16 protein-coding genes are annotated in these 21,383 nt (G+C 69.3%); 11 read left to right on the top strand and 5 right to left on the bottom strand.

What is annotated here, in order from left to right; all coding sequences use genetic code 11:
* Positions 1-6: 6 nt before the first annotated feature.
* From ACIA8G_RS08765 to ACIA8G_RS08780, 4 genes are all read left to right on the top strand, one after another.
* Complete coding sequence (locus tag ACIA8G_RS08765; RefSeq protein ID WP_396417751.1) at positions 7-1,635, top strand: HEAT repeat domain-containing protein; 1,629 nt, start codon at positions 7-9, stop codon at positions 1,633-1,635.
* A 35-nt stretch (positions 1,636-1,670) separates the two neighbouring features.
* Positions 1,671-2,975 carry a serine hydrolase domain-containing protein gene (locus tag ACIA8G_RS08770; protein ID WP_396417752.1) on the top strand — a complete coding sequence of 435 codons (1,305 nt, stop codon included), beginning with the start codon at positions 1,671-1,673 and terminating at the stop codon, positions 2,973-2,975.
* A 7-nt stretch (positions 2,976-2,982) separates the two neighbouring features.
* Entirely contained in the window at positions 2,983-3,684 is a 702-nt protein-coding gene (locus ACIA8G_RS08775; RefSeq protein ID WP_396417753.1) for a MerR family transcriptional regulator, read from the top strand.
* A 268-nt stretch (positions 3,685-3,952) separates the two neighbouring features.
* Positions 3,953-5,083 carry a DUF222 domain-containing protein gene (locus ACIA8G_RS08780; RefSeq protein WP_396417754.1) on the top strand — a complete coding sequence of 377 codons (1,131 nt, stop codon included), beginning with the start codon at positions 3,953-3,955 and terminating at the stop codon, positions 5,081-5,083.
* A gap of 77 nt (positions 5,084-5,160) precedes the next feature.
* On the opposite strand, the gene ACIA8G_RS08785 is transcribed toward ACIA8G_RS08780, so the two are convergent.
* Positions 5,161-6,126, bottom strand: a complete 966-nt coding sequence (locus ACIA8G_RS08785) for a zinc-binding dehydrogenase (RefSeq protein WP_396417755.1) — start codon at positions 6,124-6,126, stop codon at positions 5,161-5,163.
* Positions 6,127-6,196: 70 nt separating this feature from the next.
* Positions 6,197-7,258, bottom strand: coding sequence for a class I SAM-dependent methyltransferase (locus tag ACIA8G_RS08790; protein ID WP_396417756.1), 1,062 nt, complete (start codon positions 7,256-7,258; stop codon positions 6,197-6,199).
* 58 nt (positions 7,259-7,316) lie between these two features.
* Here ACIA8G_RS08790 and ACIA8G_RS08795 point away from each other — a divergent pair, with 58 nt between their 5' ends.
* The 3 genes from ACIA8G_RS08795 to ACIA8G_RS08805 all read left to right on the top strand — a co-directional run bounded on the left by ACIA8G_RS08795 (position 7,317) and on the right by ACIA8G_RS08805 (position 12,203).
* Positions 7,317-8,201 (top strand): DUF5829 family protein, encoded by an 885-nt coding sequence (locus ACIA8G_RS08795; RefSeq protein WP_396417757.1) that lies wholly within the window; start codon positions 7,317-7,319, stop codon positions 8,199-8,201.
* 42 nt (positions 8,202-8,243) lie between these two features.
* Complete coding sequence (locus ACIA8G_RS08800; protein WP_396417758.1) at positions 8,244-10,916, top strand: LuxR C-terminal-related transcriptional regulator; 2,673 nt, start codon at positions 8,244-8,246, stop codon at positions 10,914-10,916.
* Between the two features lie 294 nt (positions 10,917-11,210).
* A complete protein-coding gene (locus ACIA8G_RS08805; protein ID WP_396417759.1) occupies positions 11,211-12,203 on the top strand; it encodes an alpha/beta fold hydrolase in 993 nt (330 codons plus the stop codon).
* A 21-nt stretch (positions 12,204-12,224) separates the two neighbouring features.
* Here ACIA8G_RS08805 and ACIA8G_RS08810 read toward each other — a convergent pair whose 3' ends face one another.
* Both ACIA8G_RS08810 and ACIA8G_RS08815 read right to left on the bottom strand, forming a co-directional pair.
* A complete protein-coding gene (locus ACIA8G_RS08810; RefSeq protein ID WP_396417760.1) occupies positions 12,225-13,604 on the bottom strand; it encodes an amidohydrolase family protein in 1,380 nt (459 codons plus the stop codon).
* A gap of 30 nt (positions 13,605-13,634) precedes the next feature.
* Positions 13,635-14,690: a sugar ABC transporter substrate-binding protein gene (locus ACIA8G_RS08815; protein ID WP_396417761.1), complete on the bottom strand. Its 1,056-nt coding sequence runs from the start codon at positions 14,688-14,690 to the stop codon at positions 13,635-13,637.
* A gap of 146 nt (positions 14,691-14,836) precedes the next feature.
* On the opposite strand from ACIA8G_RS08815, the gene ACIA8G_RS08820 reads away from it, so the two are divergent.
* Positions 14,837-16,801: a putative bifunctional diguanylate cyclase/phosphodiesterase gene (locus ACIA8G_RS08820; protein WP_396417762.1), complete on the top strand. Its 1,965-nt coding sequence runs from the start codon at positions 14,837-14,839 to the stop codon at positions 16,799-16,801.
* Here ACIA8G_RS08820 and ACIA8G_RS08825 read toward each other — a convergent pair.
* A complete protein-coding gene (locus ACIA8G_RS08825; protein WP_396417763.1) occupies positions 16,798-17,382 on the bottom strand; it encodes a GNAT family N-acetyltransferase in 585 nt (194 codons plus the stop codon). The two genes, ACIA8G_RS08820 and ACIA8G_RS08825, sit on opposite strands and share 4 nt — an antisense overlap.
* A gap of 287 nt (positions 17,383-17,669) precedes the next feature.
* On the opposite strand from ACIA8G_RS08825, the gene kdpF reads away from it, so the two are divergent.
* From kdpF to kdpB, 3 genes are read left to right on the top strand one after another with little or no spacing between them, the layout of a single operon-like run.
* The gene (gene kdpF / locus ACIA8G_RS08830) at positions 17,670-17,771 is read left to right on the top strand and encodes a K(+)-transporting ATPase subunit F (protein ID WP_396417764.1); all 102 of its coding nucleotides are present in this window, start codon (positions 17,670-17,672) and stop codon (positions 17,769-17,771) included.
* Entirely contained in the window at positions 17,771-19,393 is a 1,623-nt protein-coding gene (gene kdpA, locus ACIA8G_RS08835; RefSeq protein WP_396417765.1) for a potassium-transporting ATPase subunit KdpA, read from the top strand. The genes kdpF and kdpA overlap by 1 nt, the downstream gene beginning before the upstream one ends.
* 20 nt (positions 19,394-19,413) lie before the next feature.
* Complete coding sequence (gene kdpB, locus ACIA8G_RS08840) at positions 19,414-21,381, top strand: potassium-transporting ATPase subunit KdpB (protein ID WP_396418673.1); 1,968 nt, start codon at positions 19,414-19,416, stop codon at positions 21,379-21,381.
* The last annotated feature ends 2 nt before the right edge of the window (positions 21,382-21,383 follow it).

Genomic DNA, 21,383 nt, shown 5'->3' on the forward strand with positions numbered 1-21,383 from the left:
GTAGGGATGGGGATCGCTAGAGCGCGCCGGATCGCTAGACGGGTGCACCAGGGGCAGCTGTACAACGGTGAGCTGCTCCTGGACCGTCTGGAACGGGTCGCGCGCGCGGTGGGGGAGCGGGGCGGCGACTGGGTGGCCCAGCAGGCGGTGTGGTTGCACGCCGTTCCGGTGTCCGTTGAGGACCTGGTGCGTGAGGGTGTTTCCTCGCGGGTTCTCCAGGTGGTGGAGGCGTTCCGGTCGAGGTCACGCTCGGCGCCTGCCAGAGTCAAGGTCTGCGTGGAGCTGGTGCGTGAAGCGCTGTGGACGGACCAGCGCGATGTGTCGCCCACGCCCGAGGAGCCGCCGGATGTGCGCACGCTGCCGGAGTTGGTCGCCGAGTATCAGGAGACGCGCGACTACCGGCTCCAGTGGGCGATCAGCAAGCTGCTCGGCGAGCCGAACGACCTGAACACCCCGGGGATGGCTGAGCTGGCCGAACAGTGGTGGGACTCCGACGACGACTGGGAGGCCCAGATGGCGGTGCTGGCGGCTCGCGGAGCAGGTCTCCTGGACAGGGAACGCCTGCTGCGCAAGGTGGCCGACGGGGGAATCTACGCCGCCGGCGCAGCGATCAGCGTTCTGAGTGGTGAGGGTGATCAGCGCGAGATCGAGCTGCTGCGCACGGTTGTGGCCAGGCCGGAGCCCGAGTGGCTGTTTGTTCGGGGTGCCGTGAAGCAACGGTTGGCGGCGATCGGGGGACCTGACGCGGAAGCCCTGTTGCAGGAGTTGGCCTTTGATCTGTACGACCTGCCGTGGCGCCACGACCGGGCCTGGTTGCACCGGAACGCGGCGAGCGTGACTCCTCGGCTGATCGCGGCGTTGTCCGATCCCGACTGGTGGCACGAGGCGCCCGTCGCGCTGGCCTCGTTGCGGGCCACCGAAGCGGTCGGGCCGCTGTGCGAGAGCGTGCGCGTCGCGGAGGTCCCGATTCCGACGATCCAGGCTCTGGGCTGCATCGGTTCCGCCGAAGCGGGGCCGACGCTGGTGTGGTTGCTCGGGCATGACGGCGCGGACGTGCGTGCCGAAGCCTTGCAGGCGCTCAGCAGGACCGGGGGCGCGGACGTGATCGAAGTGGCGATGGCGGCTTGTGACGATCCGGATGTTCGGGTGCGTGACAGGGCGGCAACAGTGCTCGCCCGGCATGCGGACGGTCGCGCGGTGACGATGCTGATCCGCCTCAGCGACACCCGGCACGCGGCCGCGGCGGCGGGCGCACTGGCCCGCATCGGCGATCCTCGCGCGTTGCCGACGCTGTGGCACCTGTTCGTGAACCACTACGACAGGGCGGTTCGCCACGCGGCGGGGCGGGGCCTGGTGCGCATCGAAGGCGATCAGCGGGGGGTTTGGTCGAGTGACCCGCACGTCGAGCGGGCGTACATGTGGGTGCTCGGCCACAAGCCGGAGTGGCACCGCGGCCTCCTGGTCGACGGGACCAGGCACACCGACCCGATGGTGCGGACCCGTGCCGTGGAGGCGTTCGGCCGCCTGCGCGACTCCGCGGGCGCCGAGCACGTTCGTCCGCTGCTCGCCGACCCCGATCCGCGGGTCAGGTCGGCCGCGCGGGGCGTGATGTGGGTTCTCGACCACCTGGGTTGACCTTGCCCTAGGGTCAAGGTTGGAGAGTCCTCGGCATGGACAACTTCGTTTCTGAAACCGCCCGCCACTTCGACATCCCCGGCGCCGCCGTGGGCGTCTTCCACGACGGGCAGGAGCACTTCTTCTGCCACGGCGTGACGAGCATCGAGAACCCGTTGCCGGTCAACGAGGACACGCTCTTCCTGCTCGGCTCGGTCACCAAGACCTACACCGCGACCGCGATCATGCGCCTGGTCGCCGATGGCCGTGTCTCGCTGGACGCACCGGTGCGCGAGTACGTGCCGGAACTCCGGTTGCTGGACGACCGCGAGTTCACCGTTCGCCAGCTGCTCAACCACACGTCCGGGCTCGACTGGGGCACGATGGTCGACACCGGCGAGGGCGACGACGCGCTTGCCAGGCACGTCGACGAGCTCGCGACGCTGAAGCTGATCGGGGCGGTCGGGGAGAGGCCCTCCTACAGCCAGTCCGGCTTCAACCTGGCCGGCCGGATCATCGAGAACGTCACCGGGCAGACCTACGAACAGGCGATCATGACGTTGCTGCTCGAACCGCTCGGCCTGGGCAACACGCACTTCGACCGGGACGCGGTGATGACGCGCCGGTTCGCGGTGGGCCACGACAAGGGGCAGGAGCTGACGATCTCCCGGCCGTGGCGGCATTGGCGCGCCAACAACCCCGGCGGTGGGATCGCTGCCTCCATCGCGGATCTGTTGGCGTGGGCCCGGTTCCACCTTGGGGATGGCGCGGACCTCGCCGAGATGCGGAGGCCGACGGCGTTGTTGCGCGGCAGCAACCTCGGTGACGCCATCGGGGTCGGCTGGTTCCTGCGCGAGATCGACGGCGTGCGGACGATCGGGCACGGCGGTTCGTCCAACGGGCAGTTCGCCGAGCTGCTGATCGTGCCATCGCGGAACTTCGCGGTGGTCTCGGTCGCGAACCAGGGGCCGGACGGCATTCCGTTCAACCAGGCGGTGGTGCGGCGTGCGTTGGAGGATTACCTCGGAGTGCTGGACCGTGACCCCGAGCCGTTGCCGTACAACGCTTCTGCTGCTGCGGAGGTCGCGGGCGCCTACGACAACGATGCAATGGTGATGACCATTCTTGATGCCGGTGACGGCCTGGTGCTGGAAGTGCTGATCCGGCCGGAGATCAGGGAGTCCGCGGAGATGGAACTGCCGGCCGACCACGCGCCGTTCCCGATGGGGCTGTTGAATTCGGACGAGTACGTGATCACCAGTGGCGCATTCACCGGACAGCGCGGGTTCTTCACGCGGGACGCTGACGGAGCGATCGTCGGGGTCGATCTCGCCGGTCGGATGTTCGGCCGAGTGCGATGATGGCGCGATGATCACGATCGGCCAGCTCGCCCGGTACGCGGGCGTGACGATCAAGGCGGTGCGGCACTACCACAAGGTCGGGCTGCTGGTGGAGCCGCAGCGCGACGCCTCCGGGTACCGGCGCTACACCGCGCAGGACGCGATCGACCTGGTCAAGATCCGCACGCTCGCTGAGGCCGGGGTGCCGCTCGCTCGGGTTCGGGAGCTGCTTGGTGCGGGGGAAGAAGAGTTCGCCTCGTCGATCGTTGAGATCGACGAGGCGCTTCGGCGGCGCTCGGAGGAGATCCGGCTGGCTCGGGAACGGGTTGGGCGGTTGCGTGCGGGCAATGGGTTGTTCGTGTCGTCGGAAGCTGCTGCGTTGCTGGATCTGTTGCGGGACATCGGTGTCAGCGAGCGGGGCATCCGGATTGAGCGGGACGTCTGGATGCTCATGCAGACGGTTGCTCCTGTGGCGGCGCAGGTTTGGTTGGACGACAAGACTTCGGCGCTTGCTGATCCTGAGTTTCGGGCGATTTATCTTTCGTACGATGCGGCGTTCGAGTGGGCGGCGGATGATCCTCGGTTGCCTGGGTTGGCGGCGCGGGCTGCGGCTTGGTTTGTTGGACGGCCTGCTGATCTGCCGGTGGGGGATCCGGAGGTTGCCCGGTTGGCTATGGAGGCTGCCGGGGCCTCGTCGCCTGCTTGGGATCGGATGGCTCGCCTGGTCTGAGTGTTTTCGCCTGCGGCGAGCCGGCACATGCCCTCCTTCGTCGGGCGTGTGCCGGAACGAATTTCTGTGGTTGCGTTGCGTGGGCGGTTGCGGGGCGTGGTCCATTTGCATAGTTCGGGTGCCGGTTGCGTAGGTGGTTGCTAGTGGTTGTGTCTAGAGAGAAGAACACGCACGAGCCATATGACATGGCGGGCTTGACCTGCGGGTTCACCTGATCGTGTGGTGCTGTTTGGTAATTCAATCTTCGCGACCGTAATAGGCTCGTGATGTGGAAGTCATCGAGTTCCTGGACGCTCTCTCATATCACGACAAACAGATCGCCTGTCACCAAGCGCAGCTCATGCGTGCCCTCGCCGATTACGCCATCGCGTGTGAGGGTGAAGAGTTTTTCGATGCCGAGATCGCTGCTGCGATGCGGTGGACGTCACGCTGGACCGCGGATCAGGTGGCGATGGCCCTGGACCTCGCCAGCAAGCTGCCTTCGACGTTGGATGCCCTGGAGAAGGGTGAGATCGACTTCTACAAGGCCCGCGTGCTCTACGACAAAACGATGCCGCTGACCGCCGATTTGGCGGCGCAGGTTGAGGAGCGGGTGCTGGCGAAGGCGCCGGATCTGACCGGTGCGCAGATGCGTCAGCTCACCAACCGTGTGGTGATGCGGGTCGATCCGGAGGGGCAGAGGGAGCGGGCCGAGCAGCGCAAAGCCCAGCGGTGCATGGGAATCGACGCGCTCGAGGATGACGTGGCACGGGTGTGGGCGTTCCTGCCCGCGCACCTGGCCACGGCCTGCTACGCCCGTGTCGACGCGATCGCTCGTCAGGTGAAGACGCCGGCCGATCCTCGGACGCTGGACCAGATCCGCGCCGACGTGTTCGCCGACCTGCTGCTGGCGACTCCGGACGGGGCCAGCGCGGTGAAGGTCGAGCTGTACGTCGCCATCTCCGCCGCGACGGTGATGGGCCTGTCCGAACAGCCCGGTGAACTCGCCGGATATGGCCCGATCACCGCCGACCTGGCGCGTGAGTTGGCGGGGGATTCGACGTGGCGACGGCTGTTGACCGAGCCGGTGACTGGGGCGGCGTTGGAGTTCGGCACCAGCACCTACCGGCCGCCGAAGGCGCTGCGCAGGTTCATCTGGGCCCGCGACCGCACCTGCCGCCACCCTGGCTGCATGCGCCCGGCCCAGAAGTCCGAGCTGGACCACACCGAGCCGTTCCCACTCGGCGACACCTCCGAAGCCAACATGGGCCCCTTCTGCAAACGACACCACCGGGTCAAGCACCGCACCGCCTGGGAAGTCACCCAGCCGACACCCGGCACGTTCTGCTTCCGCAGCCCAGCAGGAAGGACCTACCGACGCGACCCCGAACCAGTCCTCGGCGACCTGCCACCGTTCTGAAACCACCTGATTCCGGTACGCCGCCCGAGATGAGCCGGCTGCCTTCACAAGACACGCACCTGCTCCGCGGCGGGATCTCAGATCACCAGCAACGACTTGCCCAGCGTGGTGCGTTCTTCGAGCGACCGGTGGGCCTTCTCGGCCTGGGCCAACGGGTACGTCGCGCCGATGACCGGGCGGATCCGGTCCTGAGCGGTGAGGGCGAGCGCCTCCGTGAGGAGTTCGTGCACGGTCGCCGGGTCGAGAGGTCCGGCCCCCAACGCGTTGTGCACGTCGACCTGCCGCTGCTTCGCCACCGCAGGATCGATGTCGGTGAACCCGTCCGAGGTGCCGTAGGTGACGAAGCGGCCGCCGCTGGCCACGGTCTCGAACACGGCCTTGCCGAGCGGTCCTCCCGCGCCGTCGAAGGCCAGGTCGACGCCGCCGCCGACGGCGTTCCGGACCTGGTCCTGCCAGCCGTCGAGCGAGTAGTCGACGGCCACCTCCGCGCCCAGGTCGCGGGCCAGCGCGAGTTTGCGCTCACCTCGAGCCGCGGCGACGACCCGTGCGCCGGCGTCGCGCACCAGTTGCACCAGCAGGGAACCCGCCCCGCCGGTGGCCGCCGCTATCAGCACCCACTCGCCCTGCCCGATCTTCGCCTGACGGGCGAGGCTCACGGCCGTGACCCCGTCGTGCACCACGGCCGTCGCCTCGGCCGAGCCCAGTCCGTCCGGCACCGCGACGATCTCCGCGGCCGGCAGGACCATCCGCTCCGCGTAGCCCCCGGACCCGCGGCCGGCGACGTGACGTCCGAGCCAGGCCGGGTCCACGCCCTCGCCCACCGACAGCACCTGTCCCGCGCCGCCTCCGCCTGGCACGTAAGGAAGTTGGTGAGGGAAGAACTCGCTGCCCCAGCCGCTGCGCAGCAGCGTGTCGAGGAAGATCACGTCGGCGACGTTCAGCCCGACCACGACCTGCCCCGGACCGGCGACCGGCTCCGCGATCTCCTCCGCGACGAGCACCTCAGGCCCACCGAACTCGTGTACTCGAACAGCACGCACCACGACCACATCCTCGCCTCGATCACCTCGACCTGGCCGACGCTAATAGCTCCAGCAAGGTGGAGATCAAGATCTAGAACAGGGTGCGGAGGAATTCCGGCCCGCCCTCCTCGGCGTTGAGCCCCTTCTCGACGAATGCGATGTTGTGGTGGAACGAGATCCCGCTGATGTTGCGCTCGACGTAGGAACCTTCGCCGCGCGGATCGCGGACCTCGGCCTGGTTGAGTCCGTCTACAAAGGACTTCAACATGCCCATCGAGGTGCCGTCCGCAGCCGAGGGATGCCCGCCCCACCGCGGCCAGTATGCGGTCTGCAGGTCCTCGACCACGTAGAGCCCGCCGGGCCGGACGTGCGGGAACAGTGCGTGGAAGGAGATCTGCACGTGGTCGTTGAGGTGGCTGCCGTCGTCGATGATCACGTCGAACGGGCCGAGTTCCCTGCCCAGCCGGTCGAGGAACTCGGCATCGGACTGGTCGCCCTGGATCGTCGTGATCCGCGGGCCGGTGACGGTCTTGGGCGTGATGTCGAGACCGTGCACCAGGCCGCGCCGGAAGTACCGCTGCCACATCCGCAACGAGCCGCCGCCGCGGTCCGGATCGTCATAGCCGCCGATGCCGATCTCCAGCAGCCGCACCGGTTCGGTGCGCAGCCGGGCGAAGTGGCGCTCGTAGTGTTGCGTGTACCAGTGCAGGTCGCCCCACTTGTCCGAACCGAGCGCCACGGAGAGCGAGCCGAGGTCGGCTTCGGCGGGCTTGAGTGCTGACAGCACCGCGTCGACCGCTTGTCCGATGCCGTGCCTCCGGCCGAACCACGCTCTGGGGTCGGTCGTGTCCTCATCGGCCGGGGTGCGGACCGCGAGGCTCGGCCACGGCCGTTCGTCGGTGCCGTAGAGGCCGCGGACCGCGTCGGCGAGGCTGAGCGTGATCACCAGCTCCGCGGCCGTCTGCAGGTGGCTGGTGGTCTCGCCGTCGAAGTGCAGGTCCAGCCGGACGTCGTGCTCGACCTTGCCGATCTCGGCGAGCACGATCTCGGTCACGGCGGCCGGTGTGAGCTTGCGGATCGTGTCGTCCAGCAGGTCGCGGCCGGCGGTGGCGGCCTGGAGCAGTGTGGTGAGAACCGGCCGACGATCGAACACTAGATCTCCCTCGGCTGACTTGAGTCCGGCTTGAGCGCCCTGGTCCTACGATCGAATCATGGGGATCCGACGGACGGTGTGCACGATCTTGGCTCTCCTGCTCGCGGTGGCGGCCGCAGGACCGGCGCAGGCAGGGGAACGGCAGTTGTTGTACTACAACCACGCATGGGGAACGCTCGACCGCGAGACTGCGGACGCGATCGAACATTCCGCGTACCTGAAGGAGTTCGCGGACTTCGAGGTCCGCACGACGACCGGCGCCGGTGGTGAGGTCTGGACCGGCCGGTACCTGCGCGGGCGCGAGACGTACCTGGAGATCTTCGGCATCGGTGACGTCGGCGGCCAGGACGGCGAGCTCGGCGCGGCCGGCCTCGGGCTCTCGACCGAGCGCGATGGTGACATCGAGACGGTGAAGTCCCGGCTGACTGCCGCCGGCCAGACACCTCACGAGTTCCTGCAGACCCGCGACTTCGGCGACCACAAGCCCGTGCCGTGGTTCGACGCGGTGTACCTCGCCGACAGCTACGACCGGTTCGGCGCGTGGGTGATGGAGTACCGCGACGAGTACTTCGCCGACCCGCGCGGCAAGACGGGACCGGCCCAGTTCCCCGGAGACGTCAGCCGCCTGCGGTACCTGCCAGAGCGGTACCAGGACCGGTTGATGCGCGACGTCACCTTCATCAACCTCGCCGTGACGGCCAGGGACCTCGCGAGCACCATGCCGTTGCTGCGCGTCGGCGGGTTCAAGCTGAGGAACGTGTCTGGCGGCGTGGAGGCTTCGCGCGGCGGCACGACCATTCGGTTCTCCGAGGTGCCGATGGGGCAGACCGGCCTCAAGCGGGTCGAGTTCGAGCTGAACTGCGCCGTCGCCAAGCACGTGGAACGGCTCGGCAACTCCACGCTGGTCGTGGGTCCGGGCAAGCGGGCGGTCTGGACTTTCTGACACTCTTGGTCCATCCGGATCAACGAGCGGGGTGTCGCGCGGGTGCAGCTGGTCGGGCGGGAGCGAGAACTGGAACGGCTGGCCGCGGCCGGTTCGCTGCAGATCGTGGGCGAGCCCGGCGTGGGCAAGTCCGCGCTGCTCCGGTCCCTGTCCGGGCCGCTGGTCGTGGGCGTGGAGGCGGAGCAACACCTGCCGTACGCGGGCCTGCACCAGGTCCTGCACCCGTTGCTCGCTGATCTGCCCGGGTTGTCTTCTGTGCGGCGCGAGGCGCTGTCGGTCGTCTTCGGACTGTCCGACGGGCCCGCGCCGCCGTTGCAGCTCGTCGGGTTGGCTGCTTTGGAGCTGCTGCGCGGTGCAGTGGTCCTGGTGGACGACGCGCACTGGCTGGACCAGGCGAGCCAGGACGTCCTCGGGTTCGTGGCGCGCCGGGCCCCGGTCGTGGTGACCGCGCGAACTCCGGTGTTCGCGGGCGTGCCCGTGCTGTGCCTGGAACCTCTGGGGCCGTCCGCCGCCGCGGTGCTGCTGTCCGAGGTCGCGCCATCGTTGTCCCGCGAACGCCGCGAGTGGGTGCTGGCCGAGGCGGCCGGGAACCCGTTGGCGCTCACCGAACTACCGTTCGGCGGCGGGTCCTTGGTGGAGACGTTCGCGGCGCGGGCTGCTGCGTTGCCCGCCGAGGTGCGGACGGCGCTCCTGGACCTTGCCCTCGGCGGGGCGGCCGACGTGGATCTGGCGCCCGCCGTCGAGGCCAGGCTGGTCGACGGGAACGGCGGGTTCCGGCATCCGTTGATCAGGTCGGCTCTGGTGCGGGCCGCGGAGGCTGCGGAACGCCGGGATGCCCACCTTCGGCTGGCTGAGGTGTCGGAGGAGCCCGATCGGCGGGCCTGGCACCTGGCCGGTGCCGCTGCCGGTACCGACGAGGACGTAGCCGCGCTGCTGGAACAGACGGCCTCGCGCGCTTTGCGTCGTGGCGGTGCGGCGGCCGCGGTGAGCGCGCTGGAACGGGCCGCGTGCCTGGGCGCCGGTTCACAGCGGGCGCGGAGGTTGCTGCGGGCGGCCGAGCTGGCGGCGGAAGCCGGGCGGCGCGCCGAGGTGGAGCGGATCCTGCTGGAGGTCCGCGGGTTGGACCTCACGCGGCGCGAACAGGCGTTGGTGACGTGGCTGCCGACTGCGTTCGACGACGGGGTCAGCGAGGGCGCCGCGGGACCCGGTGAACTGGCGGCGCTGGCCGAGGCCGTGGTGGCCGACGGCGAGGTCGAGCTCGGGATGCGGATCTTCTGGAGCGTCGCGATGAGGTGCTTCTGGGTGGAGCCGGGAGCCGCGGTCCGGGAGCGGATCAGCTCGGTCGCGCGCCGGTTGCCGATCGACGCCGGTGACCCGCGGATGCTCGCGATGGCCGCGTACGTGAGTCCGGTGGAGCAGGGGAACGCGGTGGTGGCCGGGCTGCGCGCGGCGCGGACCGGTCTGGGTGAGCGCGGCGGCCTGGCCGGTGCTGCCGGCGGGACCGGCCCTGCCTCCTGCCCGCTCGACGCCCCGGCTGGGCCGCCCGCCAGCGGCCCCGACGGCGACTCCGCCAGCGATCCCGCCAGCGACTCCGCCAGCGGCCCCGCCAGCGATCCCGACGGCGACTCCGCCAGCGGCCCCGCCAGCAATCCCGCTTGCGACCCCGCCACCCTTCGCCTGCTCGGCAGCGCCGCCCTCCAGGTGGGCGCCTTCGCCGAGTCCGTGCGGTTCTCCGTTGCCGCGCAACGAAGTTTCCGCGCCCAAGGCCAGTTCGGTCTCCTCGCCAGAGCCCTCGCCGTCGAGGGCTGGAGCCGCACCCGCCTCGGTGACATCGCCACCGCCGAACCCGCCGCCCAGGAAGCCGCCAGGCTGGCCGAAGAAACCCGGCAGCCCTTCATGCACGGCCTGGCCGCGGCCGTACTCGCCGAGATCGCGGCCCTGCGCGGCGACCACGACAACGCCGCCGAACTGGCCGCCGAGGCCGAACGGATCGGCCTAGCCGCAGGGGCCCGGCCCGTGCTGGCCACCGTCCAGCTCGCGCGCGGGCTCGCCGCACTCGGCGAAGGCCGGTACGCGGACGCCTACGCGGCCATCAGGCGCATCCACGACCCGGCAGACCCGGCGTACCAGCTCGCGCTGCGCCGGTACGTGCTGCCGGAGCTGGTCGAGGCGGCGACCCGCAGCGGCAACGCCGACGAGGCAGGCAAGATCGTGGAGGAACTGAACGCCGCCACCGATTCGCCGGCGCTCGCCACGGGACTGAGGTACGCGCGGGCGTTGCTGGCCAGGGATGACCAGGCCGAGGCGTTGTTCCTGGCCGCGCTCGATGCCGAGAGTTCGCCGTGGGAACGGGCGCGGGTGCAGGTGGCGTTCGGGGCGTGGTTGCGCCGGCAGCGGCGGGCCACGCATGCGCGGCCCCATCTCAAGGCTGCGGCGGAGGCGTTCGAGGCGTTCGGCACGAAGGACTGGGCGGAACGGGCTCGCGAGGAGTTGCGGGCGTCGGGGGAGTCGCGCGGCGGCAACGGGGAGCTGACCGAGCACGAGCTGACCATCGCGCGGATGGCGGCGGACGGGCTGACGAACCGGGAGATCGGGGAGCGGCTGCACCTGTCGCACCGGACGGTCAGCACGCACCTGCACCGGATCTTCCCGAAGCTCGGGGTGACGGCGCGGGCCGAGCTCAAGCAGGCACTCGTGGAGTACGCGGCCGGGTGACGGGGCGGGGCACGGCGGCGAGCGATGACGTATGCCGCCGCGGCCGGGTGACGGGCGCGGGCACGGCGGCGAGCGATGACGTATGCCGCCGCGGCCGGGTGACGGGAGCGGGCACGGCGGCGAGCAATGAGGTACGCCGCCGCAGCCGAGTGACGGGGCGGGCACCACAGCGAGCAGTGACGTACGCCGCCGCGGCCGGGTGGCGGGCGCAGGCACCACGGCGAGCAATGACGTACGTCAACGCCGTCACCTGACGCTCGCGAGCCCCAACCGCCAACCCCTACGGTCCGAAGAATGATCAGCAGGCGACAGTTCTCGCAGGTACTGGCGGCGGCCGGCCTGGCGACCCCGCTCGTCACCGCGACCTCGACAGCGACCGCCACAGCGGCCACCGCACCGGCCTGGGGCCCGATCAAGCAGGTCAGGGCCGGACTGCTGAACATCGGATACGCCGAGCTAGGCCCCGCCGACGGCCCGGTCACGATCCTGCTGCACGGCTGGCCGTACGACATCCACAGCTACGTCGACGTCGCCCCCGCCCTCGCCGCCAAGGGCCACCGCGTGCTCGTCCCGTACCTGCGCGGCTACGGCTCCACGCGGTTCCTGCACGCGCACACGATGCGCAACGGCCAGCAGTCCGCGATCGCCGCGGACGTGATCGCGTTCATGGACGCCCTCAAGATCCGCAAGGCCACCATCGCGGGGTTCGACTGGGGCGCGCGGACGGCGTGCATCACCGCGGCGCTCTGGCCGGAGCGGGTCAAAGCCCTTGTATCGGTGAGTGGGTACCTGATCGTCAACCTCAAGGCGAACCAGGAGCCGCTGAGCCCGCAGGCCGAGCTCGGCTGGTGGTACCAGTACTACTTCGCCACCGAGCGCGGCGTGAAGGGCTACACGCAGAACGCCTACGAGTTCAACAAGCTGATCTGGAAGATCGCCTCGCCCAAGTGGGACTTCGACGAGAAGACGTACGGCCAGAGCGCCACGGCCTGGAACAACCCCGACCACGTCGCGATCGTCATCCACAACTACCGCTGGCGGCTCCAGCTCGCAAAGGGTGAGCACCGGTACGACGCGCTCGAGCGCAAGCTGCAGGCCAAGCCGGTGATCAGCGTTCCGACGATCACGATCGCCAGCGACTTCGACGGGCCGAACGCGGACGGCGCGGGCTACCGCAAGCAGTTCAGCGGGCCGTACGAGCACCGGATCCTCAAGGACATCGGGCACAACGTGCCGCAGGAGGCGCCGGAGGCGTTCGCCCGAGCGGTGCTCGACGTCGGTCGCTGAACGCCGAGCACCGCACCGGTCTCAGTTCGCGGGTGGCGTCAGGATCCCGCCTGCCGCGGTGCGGATGCGCAGTGAGGAAGTCTTCGCATCACGCACGATCCGGTCGACGTCGAACCCCGCCAACCGGCCGCCGCGCTTGATGATCCGGCCGTCCGAGAACACCGTGTCGACGTTGGCCGGAGTGGCCGCTTGCACGAGCGTGGTCTCGAACAGGCCGCCCGGCGCGAGGTTGATGTCGTTGGTGCGCACCAGGATCAGGTCCGCGCGCTTGCCGGGGGTGATCGACCCGGTGAGTGCGCCGAGCCCCAGGGCGTGGGCGCCGTTGATGGTCGCCATCGCCAGCGCGCCCTGGAAACCGGCCTCCGGCACCAGCCGCATCGTCTCGAACATGTCCGACGGCGCGATGGACGTGGCGTCCGAGGACAGCGACACCAGCACGCCGGCTCTGCGGAACCGCAGCAAGGTGTCCTGCTTGTCTCCCACGCCCAGCCGGAATTCCGAATGCGGCGACCAGCTCAACGGCGTGCCGGTCCGCGCCAGGATCTCCATGTCGCTGTCCAGTGCGGTCATGTAGTGGCACAGCAACGTTTTCGGCCCGAGCCACCCGCGTCGTTCGTAGTCGGCGGCGTCCACGATCCGCGGTGGCGCCTGACCCGCGTGGATCGCGACCGGCAGGCCGCGCTGCAGGGCGGCCTCCATGTCCGCGACGAACGCCGGCTCGGCGCTCTGCGACAACCCGCGCAGGTTGATGCCGAGGTGCACCAGCCCGTCGAACGCCGTGCCGCCCGCGAAGTACTGCTGCCGCACGCGATCCACGTCCGTCAGGTCCATCGGTACGTCGCGCGGCATCTGGTCCACGTGACCGTAGGAGAACCGGGCACGCAGCAGGCCGTCGCGGTGGGCGCGCAGCTCAGCGTCGGCGTGGGCGGGTGAGCGGGTGTTGTTCGACCAGTTGTGCACCGTGGTCACACCTGCGTTCGCCAGTTCCGCCAACCCCAGCAGCACACTGCGGTAGACGTCCTTCGCGTCGTACAGCGTGGACGTCGCCCGCTTGGCCGCGAAGTACGGGAAGCCGTCGGCCACGAAGTTGCGGCCCAGCGCACTCCACATGTGGTGGTGGGTGTTGACGAAGCCGGGCATGACGATCATGTCGGTCGCGTCGACGATCTTCGCGCCGCGGGCGTTCAGGTCACGCCCGACAGCCTCGATCTTGCCGTTGTCGACGAGGACGTCCGCGCGGGGCAGCACCCCGAGCGTCTGGTCGACGGTGACGACCGCGCCACCCCGGATCAGGTAGCGGCCGCGACGCTGGTCGGGTTCGGCGGCGGCGGTGACACCGGACGTGGCCGACAAAGCTATTGCGGCGCCTAAGGATTTTGTGAGTGTTCGTCGGTTGATCATGCGTCCTCCAAGGCAGGGACAGGACGCCTCCTACCTTGCCTGGTCCAGCGGACGCAGGTACCGCTCAGGGGCCGAGGTCAGTTCGTCCATTCCCGGACGCGCGGCGTCGAGCCGGTTCGCCTCACTCGATTGGCGACGGATGATGTCGTCCACGTTGGACGATTCGACGACGAGGCTCGGCGCGACGAACCAGCCCTCCGGCAGCTTCCTGCCGTGCTTGGCGTGTTCGGCGAGGAACCACCCGGCCACCGCGCCCTTCAGGAAGTGTTCCGCCGACACCGTGGCGAACAGGTGGCCCTCCTTTACGCCCTGCAACGCCTTGGGGTCCAGGCTGAACCCCGCCGCCAGCCACTTGCCGCCCTTCGCCGCGTGCACTGCGGCAAGGTTGATCGCGTCGATGTCACCGGTGCCGAGCAACGCCAGCGCGTCGGCGTTCGCGTCCGCTAGCCGCTGCCAGGTCGCGAGGTTCGCCGTCGCGTCCCGGCCGGTGTCGAGCGGGCCGATGACCTGCAGCTTCGGCAGTCGTTCGACCAGCCGCGCCCGCAGTCCGGCGCCGCGCTGGTCGAGCGCGGGCATGCCGGGCGAGTTGCTGCCGATGACGATCTTGCCGGCGGCGTCGGGCGGCAACCGGTCGGCGGCGGCGTCCGCGAGGAGCCTGCCCATCTCCCAGGTGTCGTTCTCGATCATCAGCTTGACCCCGGTGCCCGGCGCGACCTGGCCGCCCGCGACCGCGATCAGCGGGATGCCCTGCCCGACGACCTGGGCCATCGGCTCGGCCACCAGCTCCGGTGCCACCGCGGACAGCCCGATCCCGCCCTTGGCCCGCGTGGCGAGGTCGCGCAGCAGTTCGACCTGCTTGAGTCCGTCGTGCGTGTCCGGGCCGACGACCTCGGCCTTCACCCCGCCCGCGATGGCCGCGCCCGCCCGGAAGCCCTCGCTCATCTCCCTGGAGAAGTCGCGGCTGTTGTTCTGGGCGACGAAACCAATCGTGAGCGGGTCATCGGACGAATTTCCGACGTCGCATCCGCTCACTCCTGCCAACAGCAGCAAAACAGCAGGTAGGACCGCGCGCGAGAGGGGAATCATGGCCTGCCCATCCAAGTTGATGTTCAGCAGTGCCACAGGCTAGCCGACAGCACGCGATGTGTCGGCTTGCGTGCCATCCTTTGGCTGCGTACCAATAGGCACTTCGCTGGAAAGCGATATCCACGTTGTGAGGCTGGAGACGCTTGATGCTGTCCAATTGGGTCGAGGCTCGCGTCACCGCGCGCACGGTCGTCGTCAGCCTGACGATCGGCCTTGCCGTGCTGGCGGGCGTCGCGATGTGGACCAGCCGCAGCATGCAGCGCGCCGCCACCCACCTGCACGAGCTCAACGAGATCAGCGACCACTGGGGTCTGGTCGTGCAGAACGCCGACGTCGCCGACCACGCCCTCGCCGACTACCTGCGCTCCGGCACCGCCGTGATGGGCCAGCCGGTCGCGAACGCGGCGGGCCCGGCTGACGAGAGCCTGCGGTGGCTGCGCGAGAACGGCGGCCCGGCCGACGTCCGGGCCGCGACGATCGTCAGCGACCTCTACGGCGACTTCACGACGCTGCTGCGCGAGACCGTCGCGGCCGGCGACCGCGGTGACACCAAGACCTCCTCGCAGAAGGCGGACCAGGCCGAGCTGACCCTGGTGTCGATGCGCAAGCAGTTGTCCACGGTCGTGCAGCTCAAACGGCTGGAGACCACCGACTACCTGAAGTCGGCCGAGCAGAAGAACGCACGGCTGCGCCTGGCCGCGGCCGTGGCGTTCGGGATCGACCTGGGCCTCGTCGCTCTGTGCGGCGTCGTGCTGCTCGGGCACCGCCGCAAGATCCTGCGCCAGGCAGCCAAGAGCGAGCACGAGGCGTCGCACGACGCGTTGACGGGCCTCGCGAACCGCACGCTGCTCACCCAGCGCACCGAGCAGGCCATCAAGCGCGCCAACAACTCCGGCGAGCCGCTCGGCCTGTTCCTGATCGACCTCAACCGCTTCAAGCCTATCAACGACACGCTCGGCCACGCGTTCGGCGATCGGCTGCTGCAACACGTCGCGCACCGCCTGACCGGCGCCGTCCGCGACCTCGACACCGTGGCCAGGCTCGGTGGCGACGAGTTCGCCGTGCTGCTGCCCGCGGTCGGCACCGCGGCGAACGCCCTCGTCGTCGCCAACCGCGTGCATCGAGCGCTCGAAGAGGCCGTGGACCTCGAGGGGCTGGCCGTCGACGTCGGCTGCAGCATCGGCGTCGCGCTCTATCCCACCGACTCCGCGGATGCCCACGAGCTGCTCAAGCACGCCGACATCGCGATGTACGCGGCGAAACGCGCCCGCCTCGGCACCTCCGTGTACGAGCCCGGTCTCGACGAGCACAGCGCCGCGCAGCTCACCGTGATCAGCGACCTGCGCCATGCCATCGACCACGGCGAACTCGTCCTGCACTACCAGCCCAAGGCCGACGTCCGCAGCGGCAAGGTCTGTGGCGCCGAGGTCCTGTGCCGCTGGCAGCATCCCCGCCTTGGCCTGCTAGGCCCCGACCGGTTCATCCCGGCCGCCGAGGAGACCGGCCTGATCGAACCGCTCACCCAGTACGTCCTCGACCACGCGCTGGCGCAATGCCTCGCCTGGCACACCCACGGCTGGGACATGCCGATCTCGGTCAACGTCGGCGCCCAGTGCCTGCACGACCCGACCTTCCCCGAACAGGTCGACCGGGTCCTGCGCAAGCACGGCCGCCCCGCCGACGTGCTGACGCTGGAGATCACCGAGTCGGCGATCATCGCCGACCCGCACCGGGCGACCGACGTGCTGGTCCGGCTCCGCGAGCTCGGCGTCCGGCTGTCCATCGACGACTTCGGCACCGGGTACTCGTCCATCGCCTACCTGCGCACCATGCCCGTGCACGAGATGAAGATCGACCGCTCCTTCACGACCAACATGCGGACGGACTCGTCGAGCGGCGCGATCACGCGGTCGTTGCTGGGGCTGGCGCACAACCTCGAGCTGGAGGTCGTGGCCGAGGGCGTGGAGGACGAGGAGACCTGGACGGCGCTGGCCGCACTCGGGTGCGACATCGTGCAGGGGTACGCGTTGAGCAAACCGTTGCCCGCGGACGAGTTCGCTGCGTGGGTGCGGGACCGCGCGCTCAACGTACTGACCGCGCCCAAGGCCTAGTCGTCGGTCCGCAAACGCGCGTGCTTGTGCATGTCGTGCCAGCCATCCGCATGGCGCGCGGCGCCCCGCAGGGTGCCTTCGAGATCGAACCCGAGCTTGGCTGCGACCCGGCACGACGCCACGTTGGCCGTCGAGTGATCCAGCGAAACCCTGTGCAGGCCGAGAACATCGAAGGTCCACCGCGTCAGGGCCTGCGCGGCGCGCACTGCGACCCCTGTTCCGCGGGCGGCGGGCAGCACCCAGTAGGACAGGTTCGCCGAGGCCTCGAACAGCGAGATGGCGCGCAGCCCGACCTGGCCGATCGGTTGATCATCGCGAGGGTCGACGACCGCCCAGCTGGCGTCTGACTCGTCGTCCCAGCGCGTCGCCCAGCCCGCGATCCAGGCAAGGGCTTCAGCCGGGGTGTCCATGCGCCGCAGGTGCCACCGCTGGATGTCGGGGCACTCGAACGCCGCCATCACGGTCTTGGCGTCACTCTCCCGCCACGGCCGCAACGCCAGACGATCGTCAACGCCGAGGTGCGGTTGCCGGAGGGCTCGCAGCGAACCGGCGGGCTGGCACGGGCCGACGAGGAGAGGCACCCGTTCATGATCGCACCGGGCGCCCGCTCACCGAACGTGATCGCGAACGGTCCTATCGGATGAGACCCAGATCTCTCCGGCGTCAAGAACGCGTAAGGGCTGCCCCCAACCCCGTAAGGAGGTTGTCAGGCACCCCCTGATCAGGCATTTCGTGATGCACGCTGCCGAGTGTCATCAAGAAACCTTGTCGTGTGAAGGGAGCGCGCCATGGCCGACCTGGCCTACGCGTTGCTGCTGATCGGGAGTTTCGTCGTGCTCGGCCTGACGGTGCGCGGACTGGAGAAGTTGTGAGCGGCACGGGTCTCGTCGCGAACGCCGTCGCGGGCGTGCTCGCGCTCTCACTGATCGTCTACCTGTTCGTCGCACTCATCAGGCCGGAGAAGTTCTGATGTCACCTCTCGTGTCCGGCCTGATCCAGGTCGGCATCCTCGTCGCAGTCCTCGCGGTCGCGTATCGGCCCCTCGGCGACTACATGGCGCGCGTGTTCAAGGGAGGGAAGCACTCCCGGTTGGAACTCGCGATCTACCGCTTCGCCAGGATCGACCCGAACGCCGAGCAGAAGTGGAGCACCTACGCCTACGGTGTGCTGGGCTTCTCGTTCGTCGGCATCGTGTTCCTCTACGCGGTCCAACGGATCCAGTCCGTCCTGCCGTTCAACTTCGACCGCGGCAACGTTCCGCCCGGCATGGCGTTCAACACCGCCATCAGCTTCGTGACCAACACGAACTGGCAGTCGTACGTGCCGGAAGCCGTCATGGGCCACACGGTCCAGATGATCGGCCTGACCGTGCAGAACTTCGTGTCGGCGGCGGTGGGCCTTGCCGTTGCCGTCGCGCTGATCCGCGGTTTCGTGCGGCACCAGACCGACCGGCTCGGCAACTTCTGGGTCGACCTCGTCCGCGGCACGCTGCGGATTCTGCTGCCGATCGCGTTCGTGGCGGCGATCGTGCTGATCGCGCTCGGCGTCACGATGAGCCTCAAGTCCGGTGTGGACGTTGACGGCCAGACGGTGGCGAACGCGCCGGTCGCGGCGCAGGAGGCCATCAAGGAGCTGGGCACCAACGGCGGCGGCATCCTCAATGCGAACTCGGCGCACCCGTTCGAGAACCCGAGTGAGTGGTCGAACCTGCTGGAGATCTTCCTCCTCCTGGTGATCCCGGTCGCGCTGACCCGCACGTTCGGTCAGCTGGTGGGGGAGAAGAAGCAGGGGTACGTGCTGCTGAGCGTGATGGCCGGCATCTGGACCGCGATGCTCGCGGTGATCTGGGGTGCCGAAGCCGGTGGCCTCAGGCCGTTGGAAGGCAAGGAACTCCGGTTCGGCATCCCCGGCAGCGCCCTCTTCGCGGACTCCACCACCGGCACGTCGACCGGCGCGATCAACTCGCTGCACGACAGCTACACCGGGCTCGGTGGCGGCGGCACGCTGCTGAACATGCTGTTCGGTGAGATGACGCCGGGCGGTGTCGGCACCGGCATCTACAGCATCCTGGTGATGGCGATCATCGCGATGTTCCTGGCGGGCCTGATGGTCGGCCGCACGCCGGAGTACCTGGGCAAGAAGCTCGGCCGCCGCGAGGTCACCGCCGCCGCGGTGACGATCCTCGCGATGCCGACCGTGCTGCTGATCGGCGCGGGCATCGCCGCGGTCCTGCCGGGCACCCAGGGGGCGCTGAACAACCCCGGCGAGCACGGCCTGTCGGAGATCCTTTACGCGTACGCGTCGGCCTCCAACAACAACGGGTCGGCCTTCGCCGGCATCACGGTGACGAACGACTGGTTCCAGTCCTCGCTCGGGCTGTGCATGCTGTTCGGCCGGTTCATCCCGATCATCGCGGTGCTGTCGCTGGCCGGATCCCTTGCGGCGCAGAAGAAGGTGCCCGTCACGGCGGGCACGCTGCCCACCACCGGACCGTTGTTCGCCACGTTGCTGACCGGCGCCATCGTCCTGGTCGCCGCGCTGACGTTCGTTCCCGCACTCGCACTTGGTCCCATCGCGGAGGCTTTGCTGTGACCACCACACTTCAGCAACCCGTGCAGCAGAAGCCGAAGGCGGCCGTCACGGCACATCTGGCCGACGCCGTGCCGGAGGCGTTCCGCAAGCTCCACCCGCGGCACCAGCTGCGCAACCCGGTCATGTTCGTCGTCTGGGCCGGTTCCGTGCTGGTCACGGTCTTCGCCGTCACCGACCCGAGCGTGTTCACCATCGCGGTGGCGCTGTGGCTCTGGTTCACCGCGCTCTTCGCGAACTTCGCCGAGGCGGTCGCCGAGGGCAGGGGCAAGGCGCAGGCCGACTCGTTGCGCAAGACCAAGACCGATGCCGTGGCGCGGCTGGTCAGCGGTGACGTCGTCGCCGGTACCGACCTCAAGATCGGCGACCTGGTGGTCGTCGAGGCGGGCGAGATCATCCCCGGCGACGGTGACGTCGTCGAAGGCATCGCGACCGTCGACGAGTCGGCCATCACCGGCGAGTCGGCGCCGGTCATCCGCGAGTCCGGCGGTGACCGGAGCGCGGTGACAGGCGGTACGACCGTGCTGTCCGACCGGATCGTCGTCCGCATCACCACCAGGCCCGGCGAGTCCTTCGTGGACCGGATGATCGCGCTGGTCGAGGGCGCGGAACGGCGCAAGACGCCGAACGAGGTCGCGCTGACGATCCTGCTGGCCACGCTCACGATCATCTTCCTGCTGGCAGTGGTGGCGTTGCAGCCCTTCGCGATCTACTCGGGCGGCGAGCAGTCGGTCGTCGTGCTGACCGCGCTGCTGGTGTGCCTGATCCCCACCACGATCGGCGCACTCCTCAGCGCCATCGGCATCGCCGGTATGGACCGGCTGGTGCAGCGCAACGTGCTCGCCCTGTCCGGCAAGGCGGTCGAGGCCGCCGGCGACATCGACACCTTGCTGCTGGACAAGACCGGCACCATCACCTGGGGCAACCGCCGTGCCACCGAGTTCATCGCGGTCAACGGCACGTCCCACGACGAGCTGGTGGCGGCCGCGCGGCTGGCGAGCCTCGCCGACGGCACCCCGGAAGGGCGCAGCATCCTCGAACTGGCCGGAGGCGCACCCGCGACCGACCACGAGAAGACCGGCGACTTCGTGCCCTTCACCGCGCAGACCAGGATGAGCGGCATCGACCTCGGTGACCGCAGCATCCGCAAGGGTGCGGCCAGCGCGTTCGAGCTGAGCGACACGGCCCGCGAGGTCGTGGACGAGATCAGCGCCCAGGGCGGCACGCCACTGGTCGTGGCGGAGAACGGCAAGGTGCTCGGCATCATCCGGCTTTCCGACGTGGTGAAGCCCGGCATGAAGGAACGCTTCGCCGAGCTGCGCGCGATGGGCATCCGCACGGTCATGGTCACCGGCGACAACCCGTTGACCGCCAAGGCGATCGCGGCCGAGGCCGGCGTCGACGACTTCCTCGCCGAGGCCAAGCCAGAGGACAAGATGGCCCTCATCCGCAAGGAACAGGAGGGCGGCAGGCTGGTCGCGATGACCGGTGACGGCACGAACGACGCGCCCGCGCTGGCGCAGTCGGACGTCGGTGTCGCGATGAACACCGGCACGTCGGCCGCGAAGGAGGCCGGCAACATGGTCGACCTCGACTCGGACCCGACCAAGCTCATCGAGATCGTGGAGATCGGCAAGCAGCTGCTGATCACCCGTGGCGCGCTCACCACCTTCAGCGTCGCGAACGACCTGGCGAAGTACTTCGCGATCCTGCCCGCCATGTTCGCGGCCATCTACCCGGCGCTGAACCAGCTCAACATCATGCGGCTGGCCACCCCGCAGTCGGCGATCCTGTCGGCGGTGATCTTCAACGCGCTGATCATCGTGGCGCTGATCCCGCTGGCGTTGAAGGGTGTCCGCTACCGGCCGTCCAGCGCCTCGGCGCTGCTGCGGCGCAACCTGCTGATCTACGGCCTCGGCGGCATCGTGACGCCGTTCGCCGGGATCTGGCTGATCGACCTGCTCGTGCGACTCATCCCCGGGATCGGCTGACA

The organism is Lentzea sp. NPDC051213, assembly GCF_044455585.1.
In the GTDB taxonomy this organism is placed as follows: Bacteria; Actinomycetota; Actinomycetes; order Mycobacteriales; family Pseudonocardiaceae; genus Lentzea.